Raw genomic sequence first — 19,762 nt, 5'->3', positions numbered from 1 at the left:
TGGTCCCCAAACCGGTGGTTTGGGGACCATAAGTGATAGCGCAACGGGGGCTTCAGGCGGGGGGTCAGGCCGGGAGTGAGACCGCTGTGACCGGGAGGGAGGAGTCCGGGGCGAAGGCGATCCCACTGGGCTCCTTGCCGGCCATCACCAGCTGCGCTCCCAGGGCAGCCACCATGGCCCCGTTGTCGGTGCACAGCCCCAGCGGCGGCACGTGCAGCCGGATCCCGGCGGACGTGCAGCGCTGGCCCGTCAGTTCGCGAAGCCGGGAGTTGGCAGCGACGCCGCCGCCCAGCAGCACGTCCTTGATCCCGTGCTCCCGGCAGGCCAGGACCGCCTTGGCGGACACCACGTCCACCACCGCCTCCTGGAAGGCTGCGGCGATGTCCGCCACCGGCACCTCCTCGCCGCGAGCCTCGAACTGCTCCACGCAGCGGGCCACTGCTGTCTTAAGCCCGCTGAAGGACCAGTCGTAGCGGTGCTTGCCGGGCTCTTCGGCGGTTCCCATGTATTTAGGCTGGCTCAGGCCACGGGGAAACCTGATGGCGGCACGGTTGCCGGTCCGGGCCACGGCGTCGATCGCCGGCCCGCCCGGGTACCCCAGCCCCAGGATGCGGGCCACTTTGTCGTATGCTTCCCCGGCGGCGTCGTCGATGGTGGAGCCCAGGAGGACCACGTCATCGGTGATGTTGTTGATCTTCAGGATTTCGGTATGTCCGCCGGAAACCAGCAGCGCGCCAAGGTTGGCCGGCAGTTCCGGGGCGCTCCCGTCGCCGTCCGGCGCCAGGAGCCCCACCCCCACGTGTGCCACCAGGTGGTTGATCGCGTAAAGGGGCTTGCCGGTGGCAACGGCCAGGGCCTTTGCGGCGCACACGCCCACCATCAGGGCACCTGCCAGCCCAGGCCCGGCGGTGACGGCGATGGCATCCACCTCGTCCAGCCGCACACCGGCGTCGGACAATGCCGCGTCCAGGGTGGGGATGAAGGCGTCCAGGTGCGCCCGGGACGCAATTTCGGGAATAACACCGCCGAACCGGACGTGCTCGTCCATGGACGAGGAGACGGTGTTGGTCAGCAGGGTGGTCCCCCGCACGACGCCAACCCCCGTTTCGTCGCAGGAGGATTCGATCCCCAGCACCAGTGGCTGTGTCCGGTTCATGGCTGGCCTGCTTCCGTGGTTCCGCTGCCGCCGTCGAGCTGCAGCCTCATGATGAGGGCGTCGACGCCGTCGCGGTAATAGCGCTGTCGGATATGGATCTGTTCGAAGCCGAAACGGACGTACAGTGCCTGCGCCCGGGGATTGTCCGCCCTGACCTCCAGGAGCACGTCGGCTGCCCGCCGCGCCCGGGCTTCGTCGATCAGGAGGGTCAGGAGGGTACTGCCGATGCCGCGGCCTTCCTGTTCGGGCAAGACGGCGATGGTCTGGACGTCCGCGATGGGCTCAATGCACATCAGGCCGGCGTAGCCCACGATCCCGGCAGCGTCCTCCGCCACCAGGTAGTGCCGGGTGTCCGGCTGGGACAGTTCGGAAAGGAACATGTGCAGCGGCCAGGCGTCCACCGGGAAAAGCCGCTGCTCCAGCGCGTTGACGGCGGCGACGTCGTCAAGGGTCATGGGCCGGAGGGTGATGCCCTCGAGGCGGGCGGGTCCGTCGGCGGTCACAGGGCACGCTTGCGGGGTCCGGGTACCTGTGCGTCGGATTCGCGCAGGTACAGGGGGGTGGAGTCAGGCAGGGTTCCGCCGGACGCGAGCCGGGCCAGCGCAAACTGGCCCAGGTACAGGGCATCGGGCTGCTCCCGGACGAAGGCCGGGTCAGCGCGGAGCACATCGGCGTACAGCCCGGCGCCTGCGCCAAAGGCCGGCAGGTCCGGAAGGTCAGCAGCGAAACCGACGTGCGGACCGTCCACCAGTTCGGGCAGCTGCCCGGGTGCCAGGGTGTACCGGGCCCAGTACACCTCTTTACGCCGGGCGTCGGTGGCCACCAGGAATTCCGGAACGGCTGCGGTGGACTCCGCCACTTCCAGGGCCACCGCGTCCAGGCTCATGAGTCCGTGCAGCGGCTTGCCCCAGACGTAGGCCAGGGTGCGGGCCGTGGCGATGCCGGAGCGCAGGCCCGTGAACGGCCCGGGGCCCACACCCACCACCAGGGCATCGATGTCCGTTCCCGCAACACCGGCAGTGGCCAGCATGTCCTGGATGCCCGGGGCCAGCACTTCGGCGTGGCTGCGGGTGTCCTCGGTGGCGAAACCGGCCACCATGCCCTCGAGCGCGTCATCCGACACCAGGGCGGCGCTGGCCACGGCGGAGGTGTCAATGGCGAGGATCAGCATGCGGATCTCCTTCGGGAAAGGCAAGGTCCGGGGCAGCCGGCCAGCGCGGACCGTACCCCCGCAGCACAATGGTGCGGGGTTCGTCTGTTTCGTCGGTATCAAAGTCCAGGAAGCCGGCGCCCTGCTCCGTTGGGGTCTCCTGGGCCGGTAAACCGGCGGCCGCTCCAGCGGTGGCAGCGCCGGCCAGGCCGATGGCCCGGTGCAGGTCGATCTCGAGCCGGCTGTTGCTCAGGTGCTCCACCCGGTCACGGCCCCACTCCACCACAGTGACGGCGGAATCCAGCGTGTTCTCCAGGTCGATATCATCAATCTCCGCGGCCGACCCGAGCCGGTAAGCATCCACGTGGACCAGGTCCGGTCCCCCGGGCCGGGGACCGTCGGCGAGGTTGGGATGGATGCGGACCAGCACAAAGGTGGGCGAAATGACGCCGGCCCGGACCCCCAGACCCTCGGCCAGGCCCTGCGTGAACGTGGTTTTGCCGGCACCCAGCTCGCCGGAGAGCACCAGCAGGTCCCCGGCGTCGAGGACCACCGCCAGCCTGGCCGCGAGCGCATGGGTCAGCTCCGCCGTCGTCGCCTGGACCGTGAGCTCCCAGGCGGGCTGGCCGGACCCGCTCACGCGGCGCCCTCCGCGCCATCATCGGGCTCATTAATAAAACGGCGCGGGACGCGCGGGCTGATCCTGGTGACAATCTCGTAGTTGATGGTCCCGGCGGCGCGGGCCCAGTCGTCAGCTGTGGGACCGCCGTCGGCCCCGTCGCCGAACAGGACCGCCTCGGCTCCGGACAGGCCGGCCTCCGCCCCGGAGGCCCCACCCAGGTCGATGACCATCTGGTCCATGGCGATCCGCCCCACCACGGGGTAGGTGGTGCCGGCAATCCGGACCGGGCCGCCCGTTGCCACGCGCGGCACACCATCGGCATAGCCGAGCGGGATGAGGCCCAGCGTTGTGTCGGCGGCAGTGCGGTAGTTCAGGCCGTAGGACACGCCCTGCCCGGCCGGAACCTGCTTGCACTGCGACACCACGGTGCGCAGCGTCATGGCCGGGCGCAGGCCGAGTTCCGCGGCAGTGAGGTCCTCGAACGGGGACAGGCCGTAGATGCCCAGGCCCACCCGGACCAGGTCGAAATGGGTGTCGGGCCGGGACAGCGTGGCGGGGGTGTTGGCCAGGTGGCGCACCTCGGGATCCACCCCGGCGTCCTCCGCCACGGCCAGTACTTCCTTGAACAGGGCCAGCTGCTGGTCCGTCTCTGGCCGGTCCGGCTCGTCCGCCACGGCGAGGTGCGAAAAGATGCCCACCACGCGGAGCAGGCCCTGGTCCTGGTATTCCATGGCTTCGCCCACCAGCGTGTCCCAGGTGCCGGTGGTGGCGCCGTTCCGGCCCAGGCCGGTGTCCACTTTCAGGTGGATCCGGGCGGGGCGTTCCTGCTCGCGGGCGGCAGCGACGATGCGGTCCAGTTCCCAGCCCGAGCAGCCGATGTCGACGCCGGCGGCAACGGCCGCGCCGAAGTTGCTTTCCGTGGTGTGCAGCCAGGCCAGGAGCGGGGCGTCGATACCCGCCGCGCGGAGGGACAGTGCCTCGGAGATATGGGCAACCCCCAACCAGGCGGCGCCGGCCTCGAGTGCGGCCCGGGCCACGGGGACGGCGCCATGGCCGTAGGCATCGGCTTTGACCACGGCCATCACTTTGGCCGGCGAGGCTGCCGCGGCAAGCCGGCGGACGTTGTGCCGGACGGCGGCCAGGTCAATGACGGCTGACCTCTCGTTGCGGGGATCCTGTCCGGGGTCAGTGCTGGTGGGGCCGGGTGCTGCGGGGTAAGTCACCCTAGTGATTCTAGTGCTGGCGCTACCGGCCGGATAATCGCCGCCCTGCCGCGGGTTCAGGCGTCCGAGAGGTGCGCAATGGTGGCTGAGGCCCGGCGCTGGGCCGTGGGCGGGACGTCCTGGATGATCTCGGACAGGAAACCGAAGCGCCGCAGCCACTGGCTGGTCTGCCGTTCCGGCCGGGCGTTGGCGCGTTTCCACCAGTCGGCAATGTCACCCCAGCCCGGCGCGGCCAGCGAGCCGCCCACTTCCTGCACCGACAGGGCTGCGCACAGGTTGGCGAACCGGAGCCGGTTGCCCAACGGCCACCCCGCCAGGCTGCCCACAATAAACGCAGCATCGAAGCAGTCGCCGGCGCCGGTGGGGTCCAGTGCCTTGACGGGCAGCGAGGGCACCCACTCCTCCTCCCCCGTTTCGGAGTCCACCGCCATGGCTCCCTGCTGGCCGAGGGTCACAACGGCGACGGGCACCCGGTCGGCCAGCGCATAGAGGGCGGACCACGGGTTGTCCTTCCCGGTCAGGGCCATGGCCTCGCGCTGGTTGGGCAGGAACCCGTGGAAGTACTTCAGGTTCTCCAGCCGGATTGGCGCCCATTCACCGCTGGGGTCCCAGCCGGTGTCACCGAACAGCTTCACGCCTGCCTGGTGCGCGGCCACGGCCCACGGTTCCACCTCAACGCCCACCTCGGCGATGCCCGCGAGCGCCGGCGGCGGGTCCCCGATCAACTCCGAGGAAGTCACCGGTGCCGGATGCCCGTGGGTCACCAGGGAACGGTCCTTCTGCACGCAGAGGGATACCGTCACCGGCGAGTGCCAGCCCTTTACCCGCCTGGACAAGCTGAGGTCCACCTGTTCCTGGTCCGCGAGGATCTTCCAGTTGAAGTCGCCGTAGCCGTCGTCACCGAACGCTGCCGCCAGCCCGGTCCGGAGCCCCAGCCGGGCCGCTGCGATGGCCTGGTTGGCCACGCCGCCCGGGCAGCTGCCCATCCCTTCGCTCCAGATTTCGGTGCCTGCTTCGGGTTCGCTGGGCAGTCCGGTGAAAATGATGTCCTGGAAAACTGTGCCGGCGAGCAGCAGGTCGAACCCCGGTCCGGTCCGCGCGCGGACGGCGCCCAGGGGGTCGAAAAGGCGTGCCGGGATCGCGTCCATGTCCGGCACGATACGCCACGCCGCTTCCCACCGATAGGGGCGCGCGGGCGGCAGGCCTAGACTCGGACCCATGCGGCTACTCATTGTGGGCGGCGGGGGTTTCCGCGTCCCCCTCATCTACCGGGCCTTGACGTCCGGCGGCTACGGCGGCCTGGTCTCGAGCCTGGTGTTGTACGACGTCGATCCGCACCGCCTCGACGCCGTCGCCGCAGTGCTGGCCGGTATGCCGCCCGGACCGGGTGCCCGGCTGGCCGTCCGCTGCAGCACCAGCCTGCCCGAGGCACTGGATGGTGTGGACATGGTCTTCGCGGCCATCCGCCCGGGCGGGACCAGCGGCCGGGTCCTTGACGAGAAGGTGGCGGCAGGCCTGGGCCTGCTGGGTCAGGAAACCACAGGCGCCGGCGGCATCTCGTACGCCCTGCGCACCATCCCGCGGATGCTGGAGCTGGCGGCGCTGATGAAGCAGCGCTGCCCGGCCGCGTGGCTGATCAACTTCACCAACCCGGCCGGCATGGTCACGGAAGCCCTGCGCCCGGTGCTGGGCCACAAGGTCATCGGGATCTGCGACTCGGCCGGCGGCCTGGTGCTGCGGGCGGCACGGGCTGCGGGTACACCACTGGCGGCTGGAAGCCTGGCCGGGGTGGGCTACCACGGGCTGAACCATCTGGGCTGGCTGTACCGGCTGGCACCCGGCGGAACGGATGTTCTCCCGGCCCTGCTCGAGGACCGGGAAGCCTTGCAAAGCTTCGAGGAAGGCCGGCTGTTCCCGCAGGCGTTCCTGGCCGGCCTGGGTGCCATTCCCAACGAGTACCTGTACTACTACTACCGGCACGACGCCGCCCGCCTGGCCATCGCCGCAAGGGCGCGGACCCGGGGCGAGGACATCCACCGGCAGCAGCAGGACCTGTACCCGCAACTGGCTGTCGCCGGGCCGGATGCGTTCCGCCTCTGGGAGGCTGCCCGGCTCGCCCGGGAGGAAGGCTACCTGGCTGAGGCCCGGTCGGACGGCGAGCGCCGGGACGAAGAAGGCCTGGCCGGTGGCGGCTACGAGCAAGTGGCGCTGGCCGCCATGCGCGCTCTGACCGGCGGTGGCGACACCCAGCTGATCCTGAACACGGTCAACACGGTGCCGCCCGTGTCCGGCACAGCCCGGTCCCGGGTGGGCCAACCCGACCAGCTGGGCCACCCGGCCACCCCCGCCCCCGCTGACCCGGCCCCCGCGGAAGCCGCCATTCCCGGTTTGCCCGCGGACGCCGTCGTCGAACTCCCCTGCACGGTCAGCGCCCAAGGTGCGGTGCCGCTGCCCCAGGCGGCGCCACCGGAACCACGCCTGAAGCTGCTCCGGGAGGTCAAGGACGTGGAGCGGTTCACGGTCCGGGCCGCGACGGACGGGGACCGGGAAGCCGCCCTCGCCGCGTTCGCGCATCATCCGCTGGTGGCCTCCGCCGACCTCGCGGCCAGGCTCCTGGCCGGGTACGAGCAGGCCTTCCCCGACCTCGGGAAGATGTGGCGGGGCAGCGGGCGTTAAGTTGGGAGTAGTGTTTTACCGAATGCGCACTGCAGCCTCGCCCGGCACTTGCGCCGGCGGCCGGAAGGAGATCCCGTGGCACTGATCCGCAGGGTTGCTTTGCTCTCCCTCCACACATCGCCGATGGAACAGCCAGGCTCCGGCGACGCCGGCGGAATGAACGTGTACGTCCGCGAACTGGCCGAAGCCCTGGCCGAAGCCGGGATCGAGGTGGAGATCTTCACCCGCGCCACCGCCGCCAACCAGCCGGCCGTTGAACATCCGGATCCCGGCGTCTGCGTCCACAACGTGATGGCCGGGCCGCCGCGGAAGGTTCCGAAAGAGGAACTTCCGGGCCTGGTGAACGCCATGGTGGCGGAGATCGAGCAGATCCGCCGCCGCCAGCCGCACGGGCGCTACGACGTGATCCACTCGCACTACTGGGTCTCCGGACTGGCCGGCCTGGAGCTGTCCCGGCAATGGGACGTGCCCTTGGTCCACACCATGCACACCATGGCCAAGGTCAAAAACCTGCTCCTGGAATCCGGTGAACAGCCCGAACCGCGGCGGCGCGAAGTGGGCGAGCAGCGCATTGTGGATGGCGCGGCCAGGCTGATCGCCAACACCAGCGCCGAGGCCGGCGAGCTCGTCTCTCATTACGGCGCCAGCTTCGAGCGGATCGACGTCGCTCCCCCGGGCGTTGACCTCAACACGTTCACGCCGGCGTTCCGCACCCGGTCGCGCGCCGAACGGGGCATCAGCCCGGACACGTTCCACCTGGTTTTCGCCGGCCGCATCCAGCGCCTCAAAGGCCCCCAGGTCCTGGTGAAGTCCGCCGCGCTGCTGCGCCAGCGCCGGCCGGACATCGACCTCCGGCTCACCATCCTCGGCTCGCTGAGCGGAAACAAGGAATTCAACCTCCGGCGGCTGGTTGCCGAGGCAGGAATGGACGACGTCGTCACGCAGCTTCCGCCGGTCAAGGCACCGGAGCTGGCGGGCTGGTTCCGGGCGGCTGACGTGGTGGCCATGCCGTCCTTCAGCGAATCCTTCGGGCTGGTGGCGCTGGAGGCCCAGGCCTGCGGCACTCCCGTGGTGGCCACCCGGGTGGGCGGCCTCTCGCGTGCCATCTTCCACGGCCGGACGGGCCTGCTGGTGGACGGGCATCATGCCGCTGACTGGGCCGATGCGCTCGAAGCGCTCTACGACGATCCGGCCACCCGGGCTGACATGGGCCGGGCCGCCGCCATCCGCGCGCAGAGTTCCGGCTGGCAGCGCACGGCGGCGGTCACCCTGGATAGTTACCACGCCGCTGCCGACGACTCAGCCGCGCCCCGCCTGGTCCGCGCCATCCCCGCTTCCTGACGGCCGCCGTCGTCAACGCCACTGCGGTGGCGCCAACCCAAGGAAAGGACAACGGTGTCTGATTTCCCGACTGATCTGCAGATAGCCCGTGCCGCCGCCATCCGGCCCATCACCGAGATTGCCGAAGCCGCTGGAATCAACGCCGCGGCGCTGGAGCCCTACGGACGATACAAGGCCAAGATCGACCCGGCGCTGCTGGACGCACCCGGGCCTGCGGGGAAGGTGGTCCTGGTGTCGGCCATGTCCCCCACCCCTGCCGGCGAGGGCAAGTCCACCACCACGGTGGGGTTGGCGGACTCGCTGGCCCGGGCCGGGCACAAGGTGATGATTGCGTTGCGGGAACCGTCGCTCGGGCCCATCCTGGGCATGAAGGGCGGGGCAACGGGCGGCGGCTATTCGCAGGTGCTGCCCATGGACGAGATCAACCTGCATTTCACCGGTGACTTCCACGCTGTGACCAGCGCCAACAATGCCCTGATGGCCCTGGTGGACAACCACATCTACCAGGGCAACGAACTGGACATCGACCCGCGGCGGATGACGTTCAAGCGCGTCCTGGACATGAATGACAGGGCGTTGCGGGAGGTGGTCATCGGGCTGGGTGGACCCGCCCAGGGCGTCCCGCGGCAGGACGGTTTCGACATTACCGTGGCTTCCGAGGTCATGGCTGTGTTCTGCCTGGCCACGGACCTGGCCGACCTCCGGGACCGCCTGGGCCGCATCACGTTCGGCTACACCTACGCGCGCAGGCCCGTCACGGTGGCCGACCTTAAGGTGCAGGGCGTCCTGACACTGCTCCTCAAGGACGCGATCCGGCCCAACCTGGTGCAGACCATCGCCGGCACGCCCGCGCTGGTCCACGGGGGCCCGTTTGCCAACATCGCGCATGGCTGCAATTCCCTGATCGCCACCCAGACGGCCCGGCGGCTGGCGGACATTGTGGTTACCGAGGCGGGGTTCGGCGCCGACCTGGGGGCCGAGAAATACATGGACATCAAGGCCCGCACGGGCGGGGTTGCGCCGTCCGCGGTGGTGGTTGTGGCGACGGTCCGGGCCCTGAAGATGCAGGGCGGCGTAGCCAGGGACCAGCTGACCCGCCCTGACCTGGCGGCGCTGGAAGCCGGCGTGGCCAACCTCCGCCGGCACGTGCGGAACGTGGAAAAATTCGGCGTCCCGCCGGTGGTCGCCATCAACCGGTTCTCCTCGGACACGCAGGAGGAACTGGACTGGCTCCTGGCCTGGTGCGCCGCTGAAGGCGTTCCGGCCGCCGTCGCGGACGTTTGGGGACACGGCGGCGGCGGCGCCGGGGGCGATGAACTGGCGGCCCTGGTGGCACAGGCCCTGACGGAACCCACCAGCTTCCGGCACCTGTACCCCCTGGACATGCCTGTGGAGGAGAAGATCCGGACCATCGCGCAGGAGATCTACGGGGCGGACGGCGTGGACTTCTCGGTGCCGGCCCTGAAGCGGCTCGCCGACATCGAGCGGAACGGGTGGGGCAACCTGCCAATCTGCATGGCCAAGACCCAGTATTCATTTACCGACGACGCCACCCGGCTGGGTGCCCCCAAAGGCTTCACCATCCACGTGCGCGACCTGCTGCCCAAGACCGGTGCGGGTTTCATCGTGGCCCTGACCGGCGCGGTGATGACCATGCCGGGCCTCCCGCCGGAACCGGCAGCGCTGCGGATGGACGTGGACGACGCCGGAAACCCGGTGGGGCTCGCCTAAAACCGTCGGCCTCTCCCCTCCCCTCCCCGTTGCGCTATCACTTAGGGTCCCCAAAAGGGGACTTTAGGGACCACAACTGATAGCGCAACGGGGGCTGTGGATAACTTCAGCGGACCACCCTGGCTCCGCGCCACAATGGTGCCATGCACCAGCCCTCGCCCCTCCCAAAAGGACTCTCCGCCGCGCCTTTCACCGTCCACGAGGCGCGGGCGGCGGGCCTGACCCGGGGCCGGCTGCGTGCAGCGGACCTGACATCCACCGGGCGCCTGCTCTACCAGCGCTCGGATTGGGAGTTCGACCTTCCGGGGGTGGCACGGGCACTCTCCGCGGCCACGCCCGGCGCCTGGATATCCCATCTGACGGCTGCCGCGCTGCTGGGCCTGTGGTTGCCGCCGTGGCTCCAGGACAGCCGCGAACTGCACCTGAGTAAGCCCAAGGCCTTGCCGCCAGCCCGACGCTCCGGGGTGGTGGGCCACACCGTTCTTGCTTTCCCTGACGAGACCATGTGCTGGGAGGGCATCCATATGTCCACCCCGGCACGCACCTGGCTGGACCTGGCCAGGTGCGTGCCGTTGGAGCACCTGGTGGCGGTCGGCGACCAGCTGGTGCGCCCGCCCCGCCCCGGCCTCGAACTGCGGACGGAAGCCTGGTCCAGTGTCCAGGAGCTGCGGCTGGTCGCTTCCCGGCACCCAAAGGTCAAGGGCATCGTCAAGGCGCGTACCGCCGTCGAACTTGTCCGTTGCGGTTCAGACTCCGCCCCTGAGACGTTCCTGCGCCTGGCCCTGACAGACGCCGGGCTCCCCGAGCCCGGCCTTCAGGTCCGGATCGATCCGGCCGATCCCTACTCGCCGGCCGCCGACCTCGGGTACCGGGCCCGCCGCATCGCGATCCAGTACGACGGCGGCCATCACCTCAGCCGCGAACAGCAGTCCCGCGACAACCGGCGGGATGCAGCCTTCCATGCTGCCGGCTGGCGGTACTTCAAGTTCAACGCCGACGACCTTGCCCGGGACTTCCGCGGCGCCGTTGGCCAGATCCGGGCGGCGCTGCGCCAGGCCTGAACGCACGTTGCCCTATCACCTATGGTCCCCAAACAAGGTGTTTGGCGACCAGAGGTGATAGGGCAACGGGAGGGTGGGTAGGGCTTAGCGCTCCAGGTCGCCGCGGATGAAGGCTTCGACCTTCTCGCGGGCGAGGTCGTCGTTGAACTGCTCCGGCGGCGACTTCATGAAGTAACTCGATGCGGAGAGCAGCGGCCCGCCCACACCACGGTCCAGGCCGATCTTCGCCGCGCGGATGGCGTCGATGATCACGCCGGCGGAGTTGGGCGAATCCCAGACCTCCAGCTTGTACTCCAGCGATACGGGGGCGTCGCCGAAGTTGCGGCCCTCGAGCCGGACAAACGCCCATTTGCGGTCATCGAGCCACTGGACGTAGTCCGACGGGCCGATGTGGACGTCCTTGGCGGCGAGTTCGGCCTGAACGTTGGACGTCACGGCCTGGGTTTTGGAGATCTTTTTGGACTCCAGGCGGTCACGCTCCAGCATGTTCTTGAAGTCCATGTTGCCGCCCACGTTCAGCTGGTAGGTGCGGTCAAGGGTGACGCCGCGGTCCTCGAACAGCTTGGCCATGACGCGGTGCGTGATGGTGGCACCGATCTGGCTCTTGATGTCGTCGCCCACGATCGGCACGCCGGCGGCGGTGAACTTGTCCGCCCATTCCTTGGTGCCGGCGATGAAGACGGGCAGGGCGTTGACGAACCCCACGCCCGCATCGATGGCGGCCTGGGCATAGAACTCGGCGGCGGCCTGGGATCCCACGGGCAGGTAGCAGACCATCACGTCGACCTTGGCGTCCTTGAGTGCCTGAACCACGTCCACGGGCTCTTCCGTGGACTGTTCAATGGTCTCGAGGTAGTACTTGCCCAGGCCGTCCAGGGTGTGGCCGCGCTGGACCGTGACGCCTGTGGGCGGCACGTCGGCGATCTTGATGGTGTTGTTTTCGCTGGCCAGGATGGCATCCGCAAGGTCAACGCCGACCTTCTTGCCATCAACATCAAACGCGGCAACGAACTCAACGTCGCCCACGTGGTACTGGCCAAACTCAACGTGCATCAGGCCGGGAATGGTGGCCGCAGGATCGGCGTCCTTGTAGTACTGGACGCCCTGGACCAGCGAGGCGGCACAGTTGCCAACGCCGACGATTGCAACACGGATCGGATGTGAAGACACGGAACTCCTTTATGACATACGTCAGCCCGCTGGCTTCCGCTGCAGAATACGTACGACGGCGGCCGGCAGGCATGGCGCCAAACGGCGCCTTTTCATGATACCCAACAGGGCGGTGCCGGGGATTGTTCCCCGGCACCGCCCCGCAACAAAAGGCTCAGGCGTTCTGCTTCCAGCGGCTGATGTCCGAATCGACGGCGAATTCATCGATCGCGGTCAGTTCCGCTTCGGTGAAGCCGAGGTTGTTGAGGGCGCCCAGGGTGTCCTCAAGCTGGCGCACGCTGGAGGCACCCACCAGCGCTGACGTCACCGGGGTGCCCTTGGGCTGGTCGCGGAGGAGCCAGGCGATGGCCATCTGTGCCAGCGTCTGGTCCCGGCCGGCAGCGATGCCGTTCAGCCCGCGGATCCGGTCCAGCTTCTCGTCCGTGATGGCGTCCTCGGACAGGAACCGGGCCTTGGCCGCGCGGGAGTCGGCAGGGATGCCGTTGAGGTAGCGGTCCGTGAGCATCCCCTGCGCCAGCGGCGAGAAGGCGATGGACCCGGCGCCCACCTGATCCAGCGCCTCATACAGGTTGGGGGTGCCGTTTTCGGTCCAGCGGTTCAGCATCGAGTAGCTGGGCTGGTGGATGAGCAGCGGCGTGCCGAGGTCCTTGAGGATCCGGGCCGCTTCGAGGGTCTGCTCCGGGGTGTAGGAGGAGATGCCCGCGTACAGGGCCTTGCCGGAGCGCACGGCGTAGTCCAGGGCGCCCATGGTCTCTTCCATGGGCGTTTCCGGGTCCGGCCGGTGGCTGTAGAAGATGTCCACGTAGTCCAGGCCCATGCGCTGCAGGGACTGGTCCAGGCTGGACAGCAGGTACTTGCGCGATCCCCACTCGCCGTAGGGGCCGGGCCACATGTAGTAGCCGGCCTTCGTGGAGATCACGAGTTCGTCGCGGTACGGCTTGAAGTCGTCCTGCAGGTGCCGGCCGAAGTTGGTCTCCGCGGTGCCGTCCGGCGGGCCGTAGTTGTTGGCCAGGTCAAAGTGGTTGACACCCAGGTCGAAGGCGCGGCGCAGGATGGCGCGCTGTTCGTCGAAGCGCTTGTCGTCGCCAAAGTTGTGCCACAGGCCCAGGGAAATGGCGGGCAGCTTCAGGCCGCTGCGGCCGACCCGGCGGTAGGGCATGGATTCGTAGCGGTTCTCCGCTGCTGAATAAGTCATACTTCCATCCTGCCAGTTGTGACCCGCACAACACGCAGGGGGGGACGAAGTTACGCCCCAGGCTGACAGCGCAGCCCGGGGCGTAACCAAACGTCAGGCCTTGACGATGGCTGCACTCCACGGCTGCAGGACCAGGGTGCCGGCAGCCAGTTCCGTGCCGGCGTCCGTGGCGAGCAGGACCGAGCCGGCGACGTCCTCCAGCCGGGCTTCGGCGTCCGCAAAATTCAGCAGCACCTCGACGCTGCCGCGCCGGAAGCGCAGCCAGCCGGCGGCGTCGTCAAACTCCACCGTGGTCTCCGCAAAACCGAGCCCGGCCAGTTCCGGGTGGTCCCGGCGCACCGCAGCCAGGGACCGGTACAGGTCCAGCAGCCGGGCGTGATCGCCGGTGCCGGCTTCATCCCAGTTGAGCTTGGACCGGTGAAAGGACTCCGGATCCTGCGGATCGGGAACCACCGCGGGATCCCAGCCCATCCGTTCAAATTCCTTGATCCGGCCCTCGGCGGTGGCCTTGCCCAGTTCGGGTTCGGGATGCGAGGTGAAGAACTGCCAAGGCGTGCTGGCGGCAAACTCCTCACCCATAAACAGCATGGGTGTGAACGGCGAGGTCAGGGTAAGCACCGCTGCCAGGGCCAACTGGCCGTGGGAGAGGGACTGGGAGAGCCTGTCCCCCGTGGCCCGGTTGCCGATCTGGTCATGGTTCTGGTTGCAGACCACCAGCGCCGCCGGGTGCACCAGCGAGGCGTCGATGGGCCGGCCGTGGTGGCGGCCGCGGAAGCTGGAGTAGCTGCCGTCGTGCAGGAAGCCATCCTTGAGTACCTTGGCCAGGACGGCCAGCGAGGCGAAGTCCCCGTAGTAGCCCGTGGTTTCCCCGCTGACACTGACGTGCACGGCATGGTGGAAGTCGTCGCTCCACTGCCCCGCCAGGCCGTAGCCGTTGACATCCCGTGGATACATCAACCGCGGATTGTTCAGGTCGGATTCGGCGATGAGGGTCTTGGCCAGTCCGGTCTCGGCGGCGACAGCATCGCCCAGGGCACCGAGCTCCTCCAGGATGTGCACAGCACGCTCGTCCCGCAGGGCGTGCACGGCATCAAGCCGGAGCCCATCAACGTGGTAGTCCCGCAGCCAGAGCGCGGCGTTGTCCAGGATGTACTCCCGGACAACATCCGAGCCCGCACCGTCCAGGTTGACGGAGTCGCCCCAGGTGTTGGCGTCGCCCTGCTTTAGGTACGGACCGAATTTGGGCAGGTAGTTGCCGCTGGGGCCAAGGTGGTTGTAGACGACGTCCTGGATAACGCCCAGGCCCGCAGCGTGCGCGGCGTCGACAAACCGCTGGTAGGCCGCCGGCCCGCCGTAACCTTCGTGGACCGCGTACCACTGGACGCCGTCGTAGCCCCAGTTGTGCGTGCCGTTGAAGCCGTTGACGGGAAGCAGTTCCACAAACCCGACGCCGAGGTCCGCGAGGTAGTCCAGTTTGGCGGCCGCGGCGTCCAGGGTTCCTTCGGGCGTGAAGGTGCCCACGTGCAGTTCGTAGATCACCGACCCCTGCAGGTCCTTGCCCTGCCAGTTGCCGTCCTGCCAGTGGTGCGCGGCAGGATCGAACGTCCGGGAGAGGCCGTGGACGCCGTCAGGAACCCGACGGGACCGGGGATCCGGCACCGGGGTGGTGTCGCCGTCGAGCAGGTACCCGTAATCGACTTCGCCAAAGGCTGGCGCGTCCGGGGCGGACCACCAGCCTTCAGTGCCGGGAGCGGAGTGGACCTTTTCCATCGGGTATTCCCGGCCGTCTGCCGCCAGCACCACGGTGGCTGCGTCCGGCGCCCAGACGTCAAAACGGGCAGTGCCGTTGTGTACCAGGGTCATCGGGTTGCTCCATTCGCTGGTACCAGCAGGGCCACCGGATAGGTGCCCAGCAGTTCGGCCACCGGGACGCTGCCGGGCCCATACCCGGCACCGGTGAGTTCGTCCCGCATCGGCACGGAAAGCTCGACGGCGGTATCGCGCCAGCCGCCGCCGGCCGCCAGTCCCGCAGGGAGCCTGGTGGCCAGGGCGAGTGCGCCGTCCGCATCCGCACCACGGGAGAAGGCCACGAGGTGGCCGGCCGCCGCACCGGCGGCCTGCACCGGGCTGTAGCCGGCAAAAAGCTCGGGCCGGTCCCGCCGCAGCCGCAATGCCCGCGAGGTGACCAGGAGCTTGCTGGCCTCCGTGCCCGCGGCGGGCAAGGTCCCGGCGTCGATGCGCGCCAGTTCGTCGCGGCGTTCACCGAAGTCCACGGGGCGGCGGTTGTCCGGATCGGTCAGGGACCGTTCCCAGAATTCGCTGCCCTGGTAGACATCCGGCACGCCCGGCATGGCCAGCTGGACCAGCTTGGCGGAGAGCGAGTTGGACGCTGCGTGCGCATCGATGGTGTCCACAAACGCCGTGAGGGCTGCCGCCACTTCGGTGTTGTCGAACACGGCATCCACTGCTGCCGTGACGGCCGCCTCGAAGGCTTCGTTGGGTTCGGTCCAGGTGGTGGAGTTGCCGGCCTCGCGGGCCGCCTTCTCCGCGTAGCCCTGGAGCCGTTCCCGGCTGGCGGGCCAGGCGCCCACAATTGCCTGCCATAGCAGGTTCTCGAACGGGCCGTCCGGGATGGGGGCAAGCCTGCGGAGGGTGGCAAGGGTTCCGGCCCATTCAGCGGGGAGTTCGGCGATGACCGAGATCCTGGCCCTGGCATCCTCGCTGCGCTTCGTGTCATGGGTGGAGAGCGTGGTCATGGACAGCGGCATGTCCTGGTGGCGCCGCTGCATCCGGTGGTGGAACTCCGCCGGGTCCAGTGCGAACTCGGTGGGTTCGGCACCCACCTCGGTGAGTGTGCCCAGCCGCGTGTACCGGTAGAAGGCGGTGTCCTCCACGCCTTTCGCCATGACCATGCCGGAGGTCTGCTGGAACCGGACAGCCAGGGCGTGCTCCGGATCCAGCAGCAGGGGCAGGAGCGTGTCCACGGTGGCTGCCAGCTCCGGCCGGTGGCCCGCTGCGGCGCCGGCTGCTTCCTTGAGCACCTCGGCGCCTGTGGGCAGGTACGTCCGGTAGACCGGGAACGCGGCGATGATTTCGGCGAGGGCGTCTGCGGCCGCTGCCACGGACAACCCTGCGGACTCCGGCACCAGCCGGGCCAGCCGGAGCACCTCGGAGCGCAGGATGCCGTCCGCGATCATGCGCTTGGTGCCGCGGATCATCCCGGCGTAGTCCGCGGGGCTGCCGCCGCGCAGGGATGCGTCCAGGTCATCAAGTCCCGGCTGGCCGGCCGGGTCAACAAAGAGCCGGTCCACGTCAGCCAGGGCGTCGTACCCGGTGGTCCCTTCGCAGGCGAATTCGCCGGGCAGGACTTCCCCTGGTTCGAGGATTTTCTCCACCAGAATGTACGCACCGCCGGTGAGGTCCTTGAGCCAGCGCAGGTAGCCGCCCGGATCGGCCAGGCCGTCCGGGTGGTCCACGCGGAGCCCGTCCACCAGGCCTTCGCTGAACCAGCGGCCCACCTCGGCATGGGCTTCTTCAAAAACGCGGGGCGTTTCCACACGGATGCCCGCCAGGGTGGTGACAGCGAAGAAGCGCCGGTAGTTCAGCTCGGCGTCGGCCCGCCGCCAGCCCACCAGCTGGTAGTGCTGGCGGTTGTGGACGTCCTGCGCGGAGTCCCCGGCCGAATACGTGCCGGCGGCCAGCGGGAACCGGTGGTCGTAGTACCGCAGCTCGCCGTCCACGATTTTCAGCTTGTCCAGGTCATCGTCCGAGCCCAGCATGGGCAGGCGCACCTTGCCCCCGGCGAGGTCCCATTCGACGTCGAACGCGTCCGCGTACGGCGAGTCCTTGCCTTCCTTCAGCAGGGACCACCACCAGGGGTTCTGCGCGGGCGTGGCTACGCCCACATGGTTCGGCACAATGTCCACCAGGACACCCATGCCGTGCTCGCGGGCGGCTGCCGAGAGGGCCAGGAGCCCTTCCGGGCCGCCGCGTTCGGGGTCGACGGCGGAAGGGTCGGTCACGTCATAGCCGTGGTCCGAGCCCTGTTCCGCCGTCAGGATCGGTGAAAGGTAGATCCAGTCCGCCCCCAGGTCCTTCAGGTACGGGACGGTGGCGGCAGCGTCGAAGAGCGTGAAGCTGCGCCGGATCTGCAACCGGTAGGTGGAAGCGGGGACCTTCACTTTTCGTCCGCCTTCGCTTCACTTGCCCTTGCTTCGCTGGCTTCGGCGGCCTGCGTCTGCGCCTCCACCATTTCCACCTGGGCTTCTTCATGATCGGCCATGGAGGCCAGGGACGCGGCGGCGGACAGATCCACCTCAGCTTCGGGGCCGGAGTAGGCCCGCAGGACCACCATGGATTTGGCATCCAGCGTGATCGTGGCGCCGGCCTTGAGCGGTTCGTACGCGTCTGCCTGGGCTGCGGTATCGATCATGACTTCCCAGTACTGGGCGTACTCCTCTGACGGAAGGAGGAAGTCCACACTGTCATCGTGGGCGTTGAAGGTCATGAGGAAGCTGTCGTCGGTGATGCGGCGGCCGCGGAAGTCCTTCTCCTGGATGCCGTCGCCGTTGTAGAAGACGCCGATGGTGCGGCCAAACCCGTTGCCCCAGTCCTCGGGCAGCATTTCGGTGCCGTCGGTCCGCAGCCAGACGATGTCGGGCAGCTTCTCGCCTTCGCCACGCCGGACGGGCCGGCCGTCGAAGAAGCGGCTGCGCCGGAAGGTGGGGTGGTCGCGCCGGAGTTTGTTCACGAAGGAGGTGAATTCGACCAGCGGCTGGTCCATGGCATCCCAGTGGATCCAGCTCAGCTCGGAGTCCTGGCAGTAGGTGTTGTTGTTGCCCTGCTGCGTGCGTCCGAGTTCGTCGCCGTGGAGCACCATGGGGACACCCTGCGAGAGCAGGAGGGTAGCCAGGAAGTTCCGCTGCTGGCGCGCGCGGAGCGTCAGGACTTTTTCGTCGTCCGTGTCGCCCTCTTCGCCGCAGTTCCAGGACCGGTTGTGCGACTCGCCGTCGTTGTTGCCTTCACCGTTGGCGTCGTTGTGCTTCTCGTTGTAGGACACGAGGTCGCGCATGGTGAAGCCGTCGTGGGCCGTGACGAAGTTGATGGAGGCCACCGGGCGGCGGGCGGAGCTTTCGTAGAGGTCCGCGGAACCGGTCAGGCGGGAAGCGAATTCACCCAGTGTTGCGTGCTCGCCGCGCCAGAAATCACGGACTGTGTCGCGGTATTTGCCGTTCCATTCAGTCCACTGGGGCGGGAAGTTGCCCACCTGGTAACCGCCGGGGCCAACGTCCCACGGCTCGGCGATCAGCTTGACCTGCGAGACGATCGGGTCCTGCTGGATGAGTTCGAAGAAGGTGGAAAGCTTGTCGACGTCGTAGAACTCACGGGCCAGGGTGGAGGCGAGGTCGAAGCGGAACCCGTCGACGTGCATTTCCGTGACCCAGTACCGGAGGGAGTCCATCAGCAGCTGCAGGGAGTGCGGATGCCGGACGTTCAGGGAGTTGCCGGTGCCGGTGTAGTCCATGTAGTGCTTCTGGTCGCCGTCAACCAGGCGGTAGTAAGCCTGGTTGTCGATGCCCTTGAAGGACAGGGTGGGGCCCAGGTGGTTGCCCTCGGCGGTGTGGTTGTAGACCACGTCCAGGATGACTTCGATGCCGGCCCGGTGCAGGTCGCGGACCATTGCCTTGAATTCCTGGACCTGGTTTCCCACGTCACCTGCGGAGCTGTAGGTGTTTTGCGGGGCGAAGAACCCGATGGTGTTGTAGCCCCAGTAGTTGTTCAGGCCCTTTTCCACCAGGGTGCCGTCATTGACGAACTGGTGGACCGGCATCAGTTCGATCGCGGTGGCGCCGAGCTTCTTCAGGTGCTCGATCACGGCGGGGTGGGCAACGCCGGCGTAGGTGCCGCGCTGCTCCTCGGGGATCTCGGGGTGCAGCTGGGTCAGGCCCTTGACATGCGCCTCGTAGATGACGGACTGGTGGTACGGAATCCGGAGCTGGCGGTCGCCGTCCCACTCGAAGAACGGGTTGATGACCACACCGTGCATCGTGTGGGGAGCCGAGTCGGCGTCGTTTGTGGAGTCTGGATCGCCGAACTCATAGGAGAACAGGGCCGGGTCCCAGTCGATCTGGCCTTCAACGGCCTTCGCGTAGGGGTCCAGGAGCAGCTTGTTGGCGTTAAAGCGGTTGCCGCTGGCCGGATCGTAGGGTCCGTGGACCCGATAGCCATACTTCTGGCCGGGCTGGATGTGGGGCAGGTAGCAGTGCCACACGTACCCGTCCACTTCAGTCAGCTCGACGCGGGTCTCGGTCAGGTCATCAGCCAGGAGGCAGAGTTCGACCCGCTCCGCCTGCTCGCTGAACAGGGCAAAGTTGGTGCCGGTACCGTCGAAGGTAGCTCCGAGCGGATAAGCGGTTCCAGGCCAGACTTCCATGATG

General features: G+C 68.3%; 15 protein-coding genes. 4 read left to right on the top strand and 11 right to left on the bottom strand.

Annotated elements, in window-relative coordinates:
• Positions 1-64: 64 nt before the first annotated feature.
• From tsaD to ASF72_RS04890, 6 genes are read right to left on the bottom strand one after another with little or no spacing between them, the layout of a single operon-like run.
• On the bottom strand, positions 65-1,156 hold the full coding sequence (gene tsaD, locus ASF72_RS04915) for a tRNA (adenosine(37)-N6)-threonylcarbamoyltransferase complex transferase subunit TsaD (RefSeq protein ID WP_056597026.1): 1,092 nt from the start codon (positions 1,154-1,156) through the stop codon (positions 65-67).
• Positions 1,153-1,611 carry a ribosomal protein S18-alanine N-acetyltransferase gene (gene rimI, locus ASF72_RS04910; RefSeq protein WP_056597451.1) on the bottom strand — a complete coding sequence of 153 codons (459 nt, stop codon included), beginning with the start codon at positions 1,609-1,611 and terminating at the stop codon, positions 1,153-1,155. Before rimI ends, tsaD begins: the two co-directional genes overlap by 4 nt.
• 44 nt (positions 1,612-1,655) lie before the next feature.
• A complete protein-coding gene (gene tsaB, locus ASF72_RS04905) occupies positions 1,656-2,327 on the bottom strand; it encodes a tRNA (adenosine(37)-N6)-threonylcarbamoyltransferase complex dimerization subunit type 1 TsaB (protein WP_050685770.1) in 672 nt (223 codons plus the stop codon).
• Positions 2,308-2,946 (bottom strand): tRNA (adenosine(37)-N6)-threonylcarbamoyltransferase complex ATPase subunit type 1 TsaE, encoded by a 639-nt coding sequence (gene tsaE / locus ASF72_RS04900; RefSeq protein ID WP_056597024.1) that lies wholly within the window; start codon positions 2,944-2,946, stop codon positions 2,308-2,310. The genes tsaB and tsaE overlap by 20 nt, the downstream gene beginning before the upstream one ends.
• Complete coding sequence (alr, locus tag ASF72_RS04895; RefSeq protein ID WP_050685766.1) at positions 2,943-4,151, bottom strand: alanine racemase; 1,209 nt, start codon at positions 4,149-4,151, stop codon at positions 2,943-2,945. The genes tsaE and alr overlap by 4 nt, the downstream gene beginning before the upstream one ends.
• Before the next feature lie 56 nt (positions 4,152-4,207).
• Entirely contained in the window at positions 4,208-5,299 is a 1,092-nt protein-coding gene (locus ASF72_RS04890; protein ID WP_056597023.1) for a PfkB family carbohydrate kinase, read from the bottom strand.
• Between the two features lie 70 nt (positions 5,300-5,369).
• Between ASF72_RS04890 and ASF72_RS04885 the strand changes: the two genes are divergently transcribed.
• The 4 genes from ASF72_RS04885 (at position 5,370) to ASF72_RS04870 (ending at position 10,960) form a co-directional block, all read left to right on the top strand.
• On the top strand, positions 5,370-6,827 hold the full coding sequence (locus ASF72_RS04885) for a family 4 glycosyl hydrolase (protein ID WP_056597021.1): 1,458 nt from the start codon (positions 5,370-5,372) through the stop codon (positions 6,825-6,827).
• A gap of 75 nt (positions 6,828-6,902) precedes the next feature.
• On the top strand, positions 6,903-8,168 hold the full coding sequence (gene mshA, locus ASF72_RS04880; protein WP_050685758.1) for a D-inositol-3-phosphate glycosyltransferase: 1,266 nt from the start codon (positions 6,903-6,905) through the stop codon (positions 8,166-8,168).
• A gap of 54 nt (positions 8,169-8,222) precedes the next feature.
• Positions 8,223-9,899 carry a formate--tetrahydrofolate ligase gene (locus ASF72_RS04875; RefSeq protein WP_056597019.1) on the top strand — a complete coding sequence of 559 codons (1,677 nt, stop codon included), beginning with the start codon at positions 8,223-8,225 and terminating at the stop codon, positions 9,897-9,899.
• 143 nt (positions 9,900-10,042) lie between these two features.
• Positions 10,043-10,960: an endonuclease domain-containing protein gene (locus ASF72_RS04870; RefSeq protein WP_056597017.1), complete on the top strand. Its 918-nt coding sequence runs from the start codon at positions 10,043-10,045 to the stop codon at positions 10,958-10,960.
• Positions 10,961-11,044: 84 nt separating this feature from the next.
• Here the strand turns inward: ASF72_RS04870 and ASF72_RS04865 are convergent, their stop codons facing one another.
• The 5 genes from ASF72_RS04865 to glgX form a co-directional block, all read right to left on the bottom strand.
• Positions 11,045-12,130, bottom strand: coding sequence for an inositol-3-phosphate synthase (locus ASF72_RS04865; protein ID WP_056597015.1), 1,086 nt, complete (start codon positions 12,128-12,130; stop codon positions 11,045-11,047).
• Positions 12,131-12,284: 154 nt separating this feature from the next.
• On the bottom strand, positions 12,285-13,325 hold the full coding sequence (gene mgrA, locus ASF72_RS04860; RefSeq protein WP_056597014.1) for an L-glyceraldehyde 3-phosphate reductase: 1,041 nt from the start codon (positions 13,323-13,325) through the stop codon (positions 12,285-12,287).
• Between the two features lie 93 nt (positions 13,326-13,418).
• A complete protein-coding gene (gene treZ, locus ASF72_RS04855; protein ID WP_056597013.1) occupies positions 13,419-15,188 on the bottom strand; it encodes a malto-oligosyltrehalose trehalohydrolase in 1,770 nt (589 codons plus the stop codon).
• Positions 15,185-17,506: a malto-oligosyltrehalose synthase gene (gene treY, locus ASF72_RS04850; RefSeq protein WP_056597012.1), complete on the bottom strand. Its 2,322-nt coding sequence runs from the start codon at positions 17,504-17,506 to the stop codon at positions 15,185-15,187. Before treY ends, treZ begins: the two co-directional genes overlap by 4 nt.
• On the bottom strand, positions 17,503-19,758 hold the full coding sequence (gene glgX, locus ASF72_RS04845) for a glycogen debranching protein GlgX (RefSeq protein ID WP_050685749.1): 2,256 nt from the start codon (positions 19,756-19,758) through the stop codon (positions 17,503-17,505). Before glgX ends, treY begins: the two co-directional genes overlap by 4 nt.
• Positions 19,759-19,762 lie beyond the last annotated feature (4 nt).

This window comes from Arthrobacter sp. Leaf141 (genome assembly GCF_001424565.1).
In the GTDB taxonomy this organism is placed as follows: domain Bacteria; phylum Actinomycetota; class Actinomycetes; order Actinomycetales; family Micrococcaceae; genus Arthrobacter.
The sequence above is the reverse complement of the archived record's forward strand: the minus strand, read 5'-3'. Positions and strand labels throughout refer to the sequence as shown.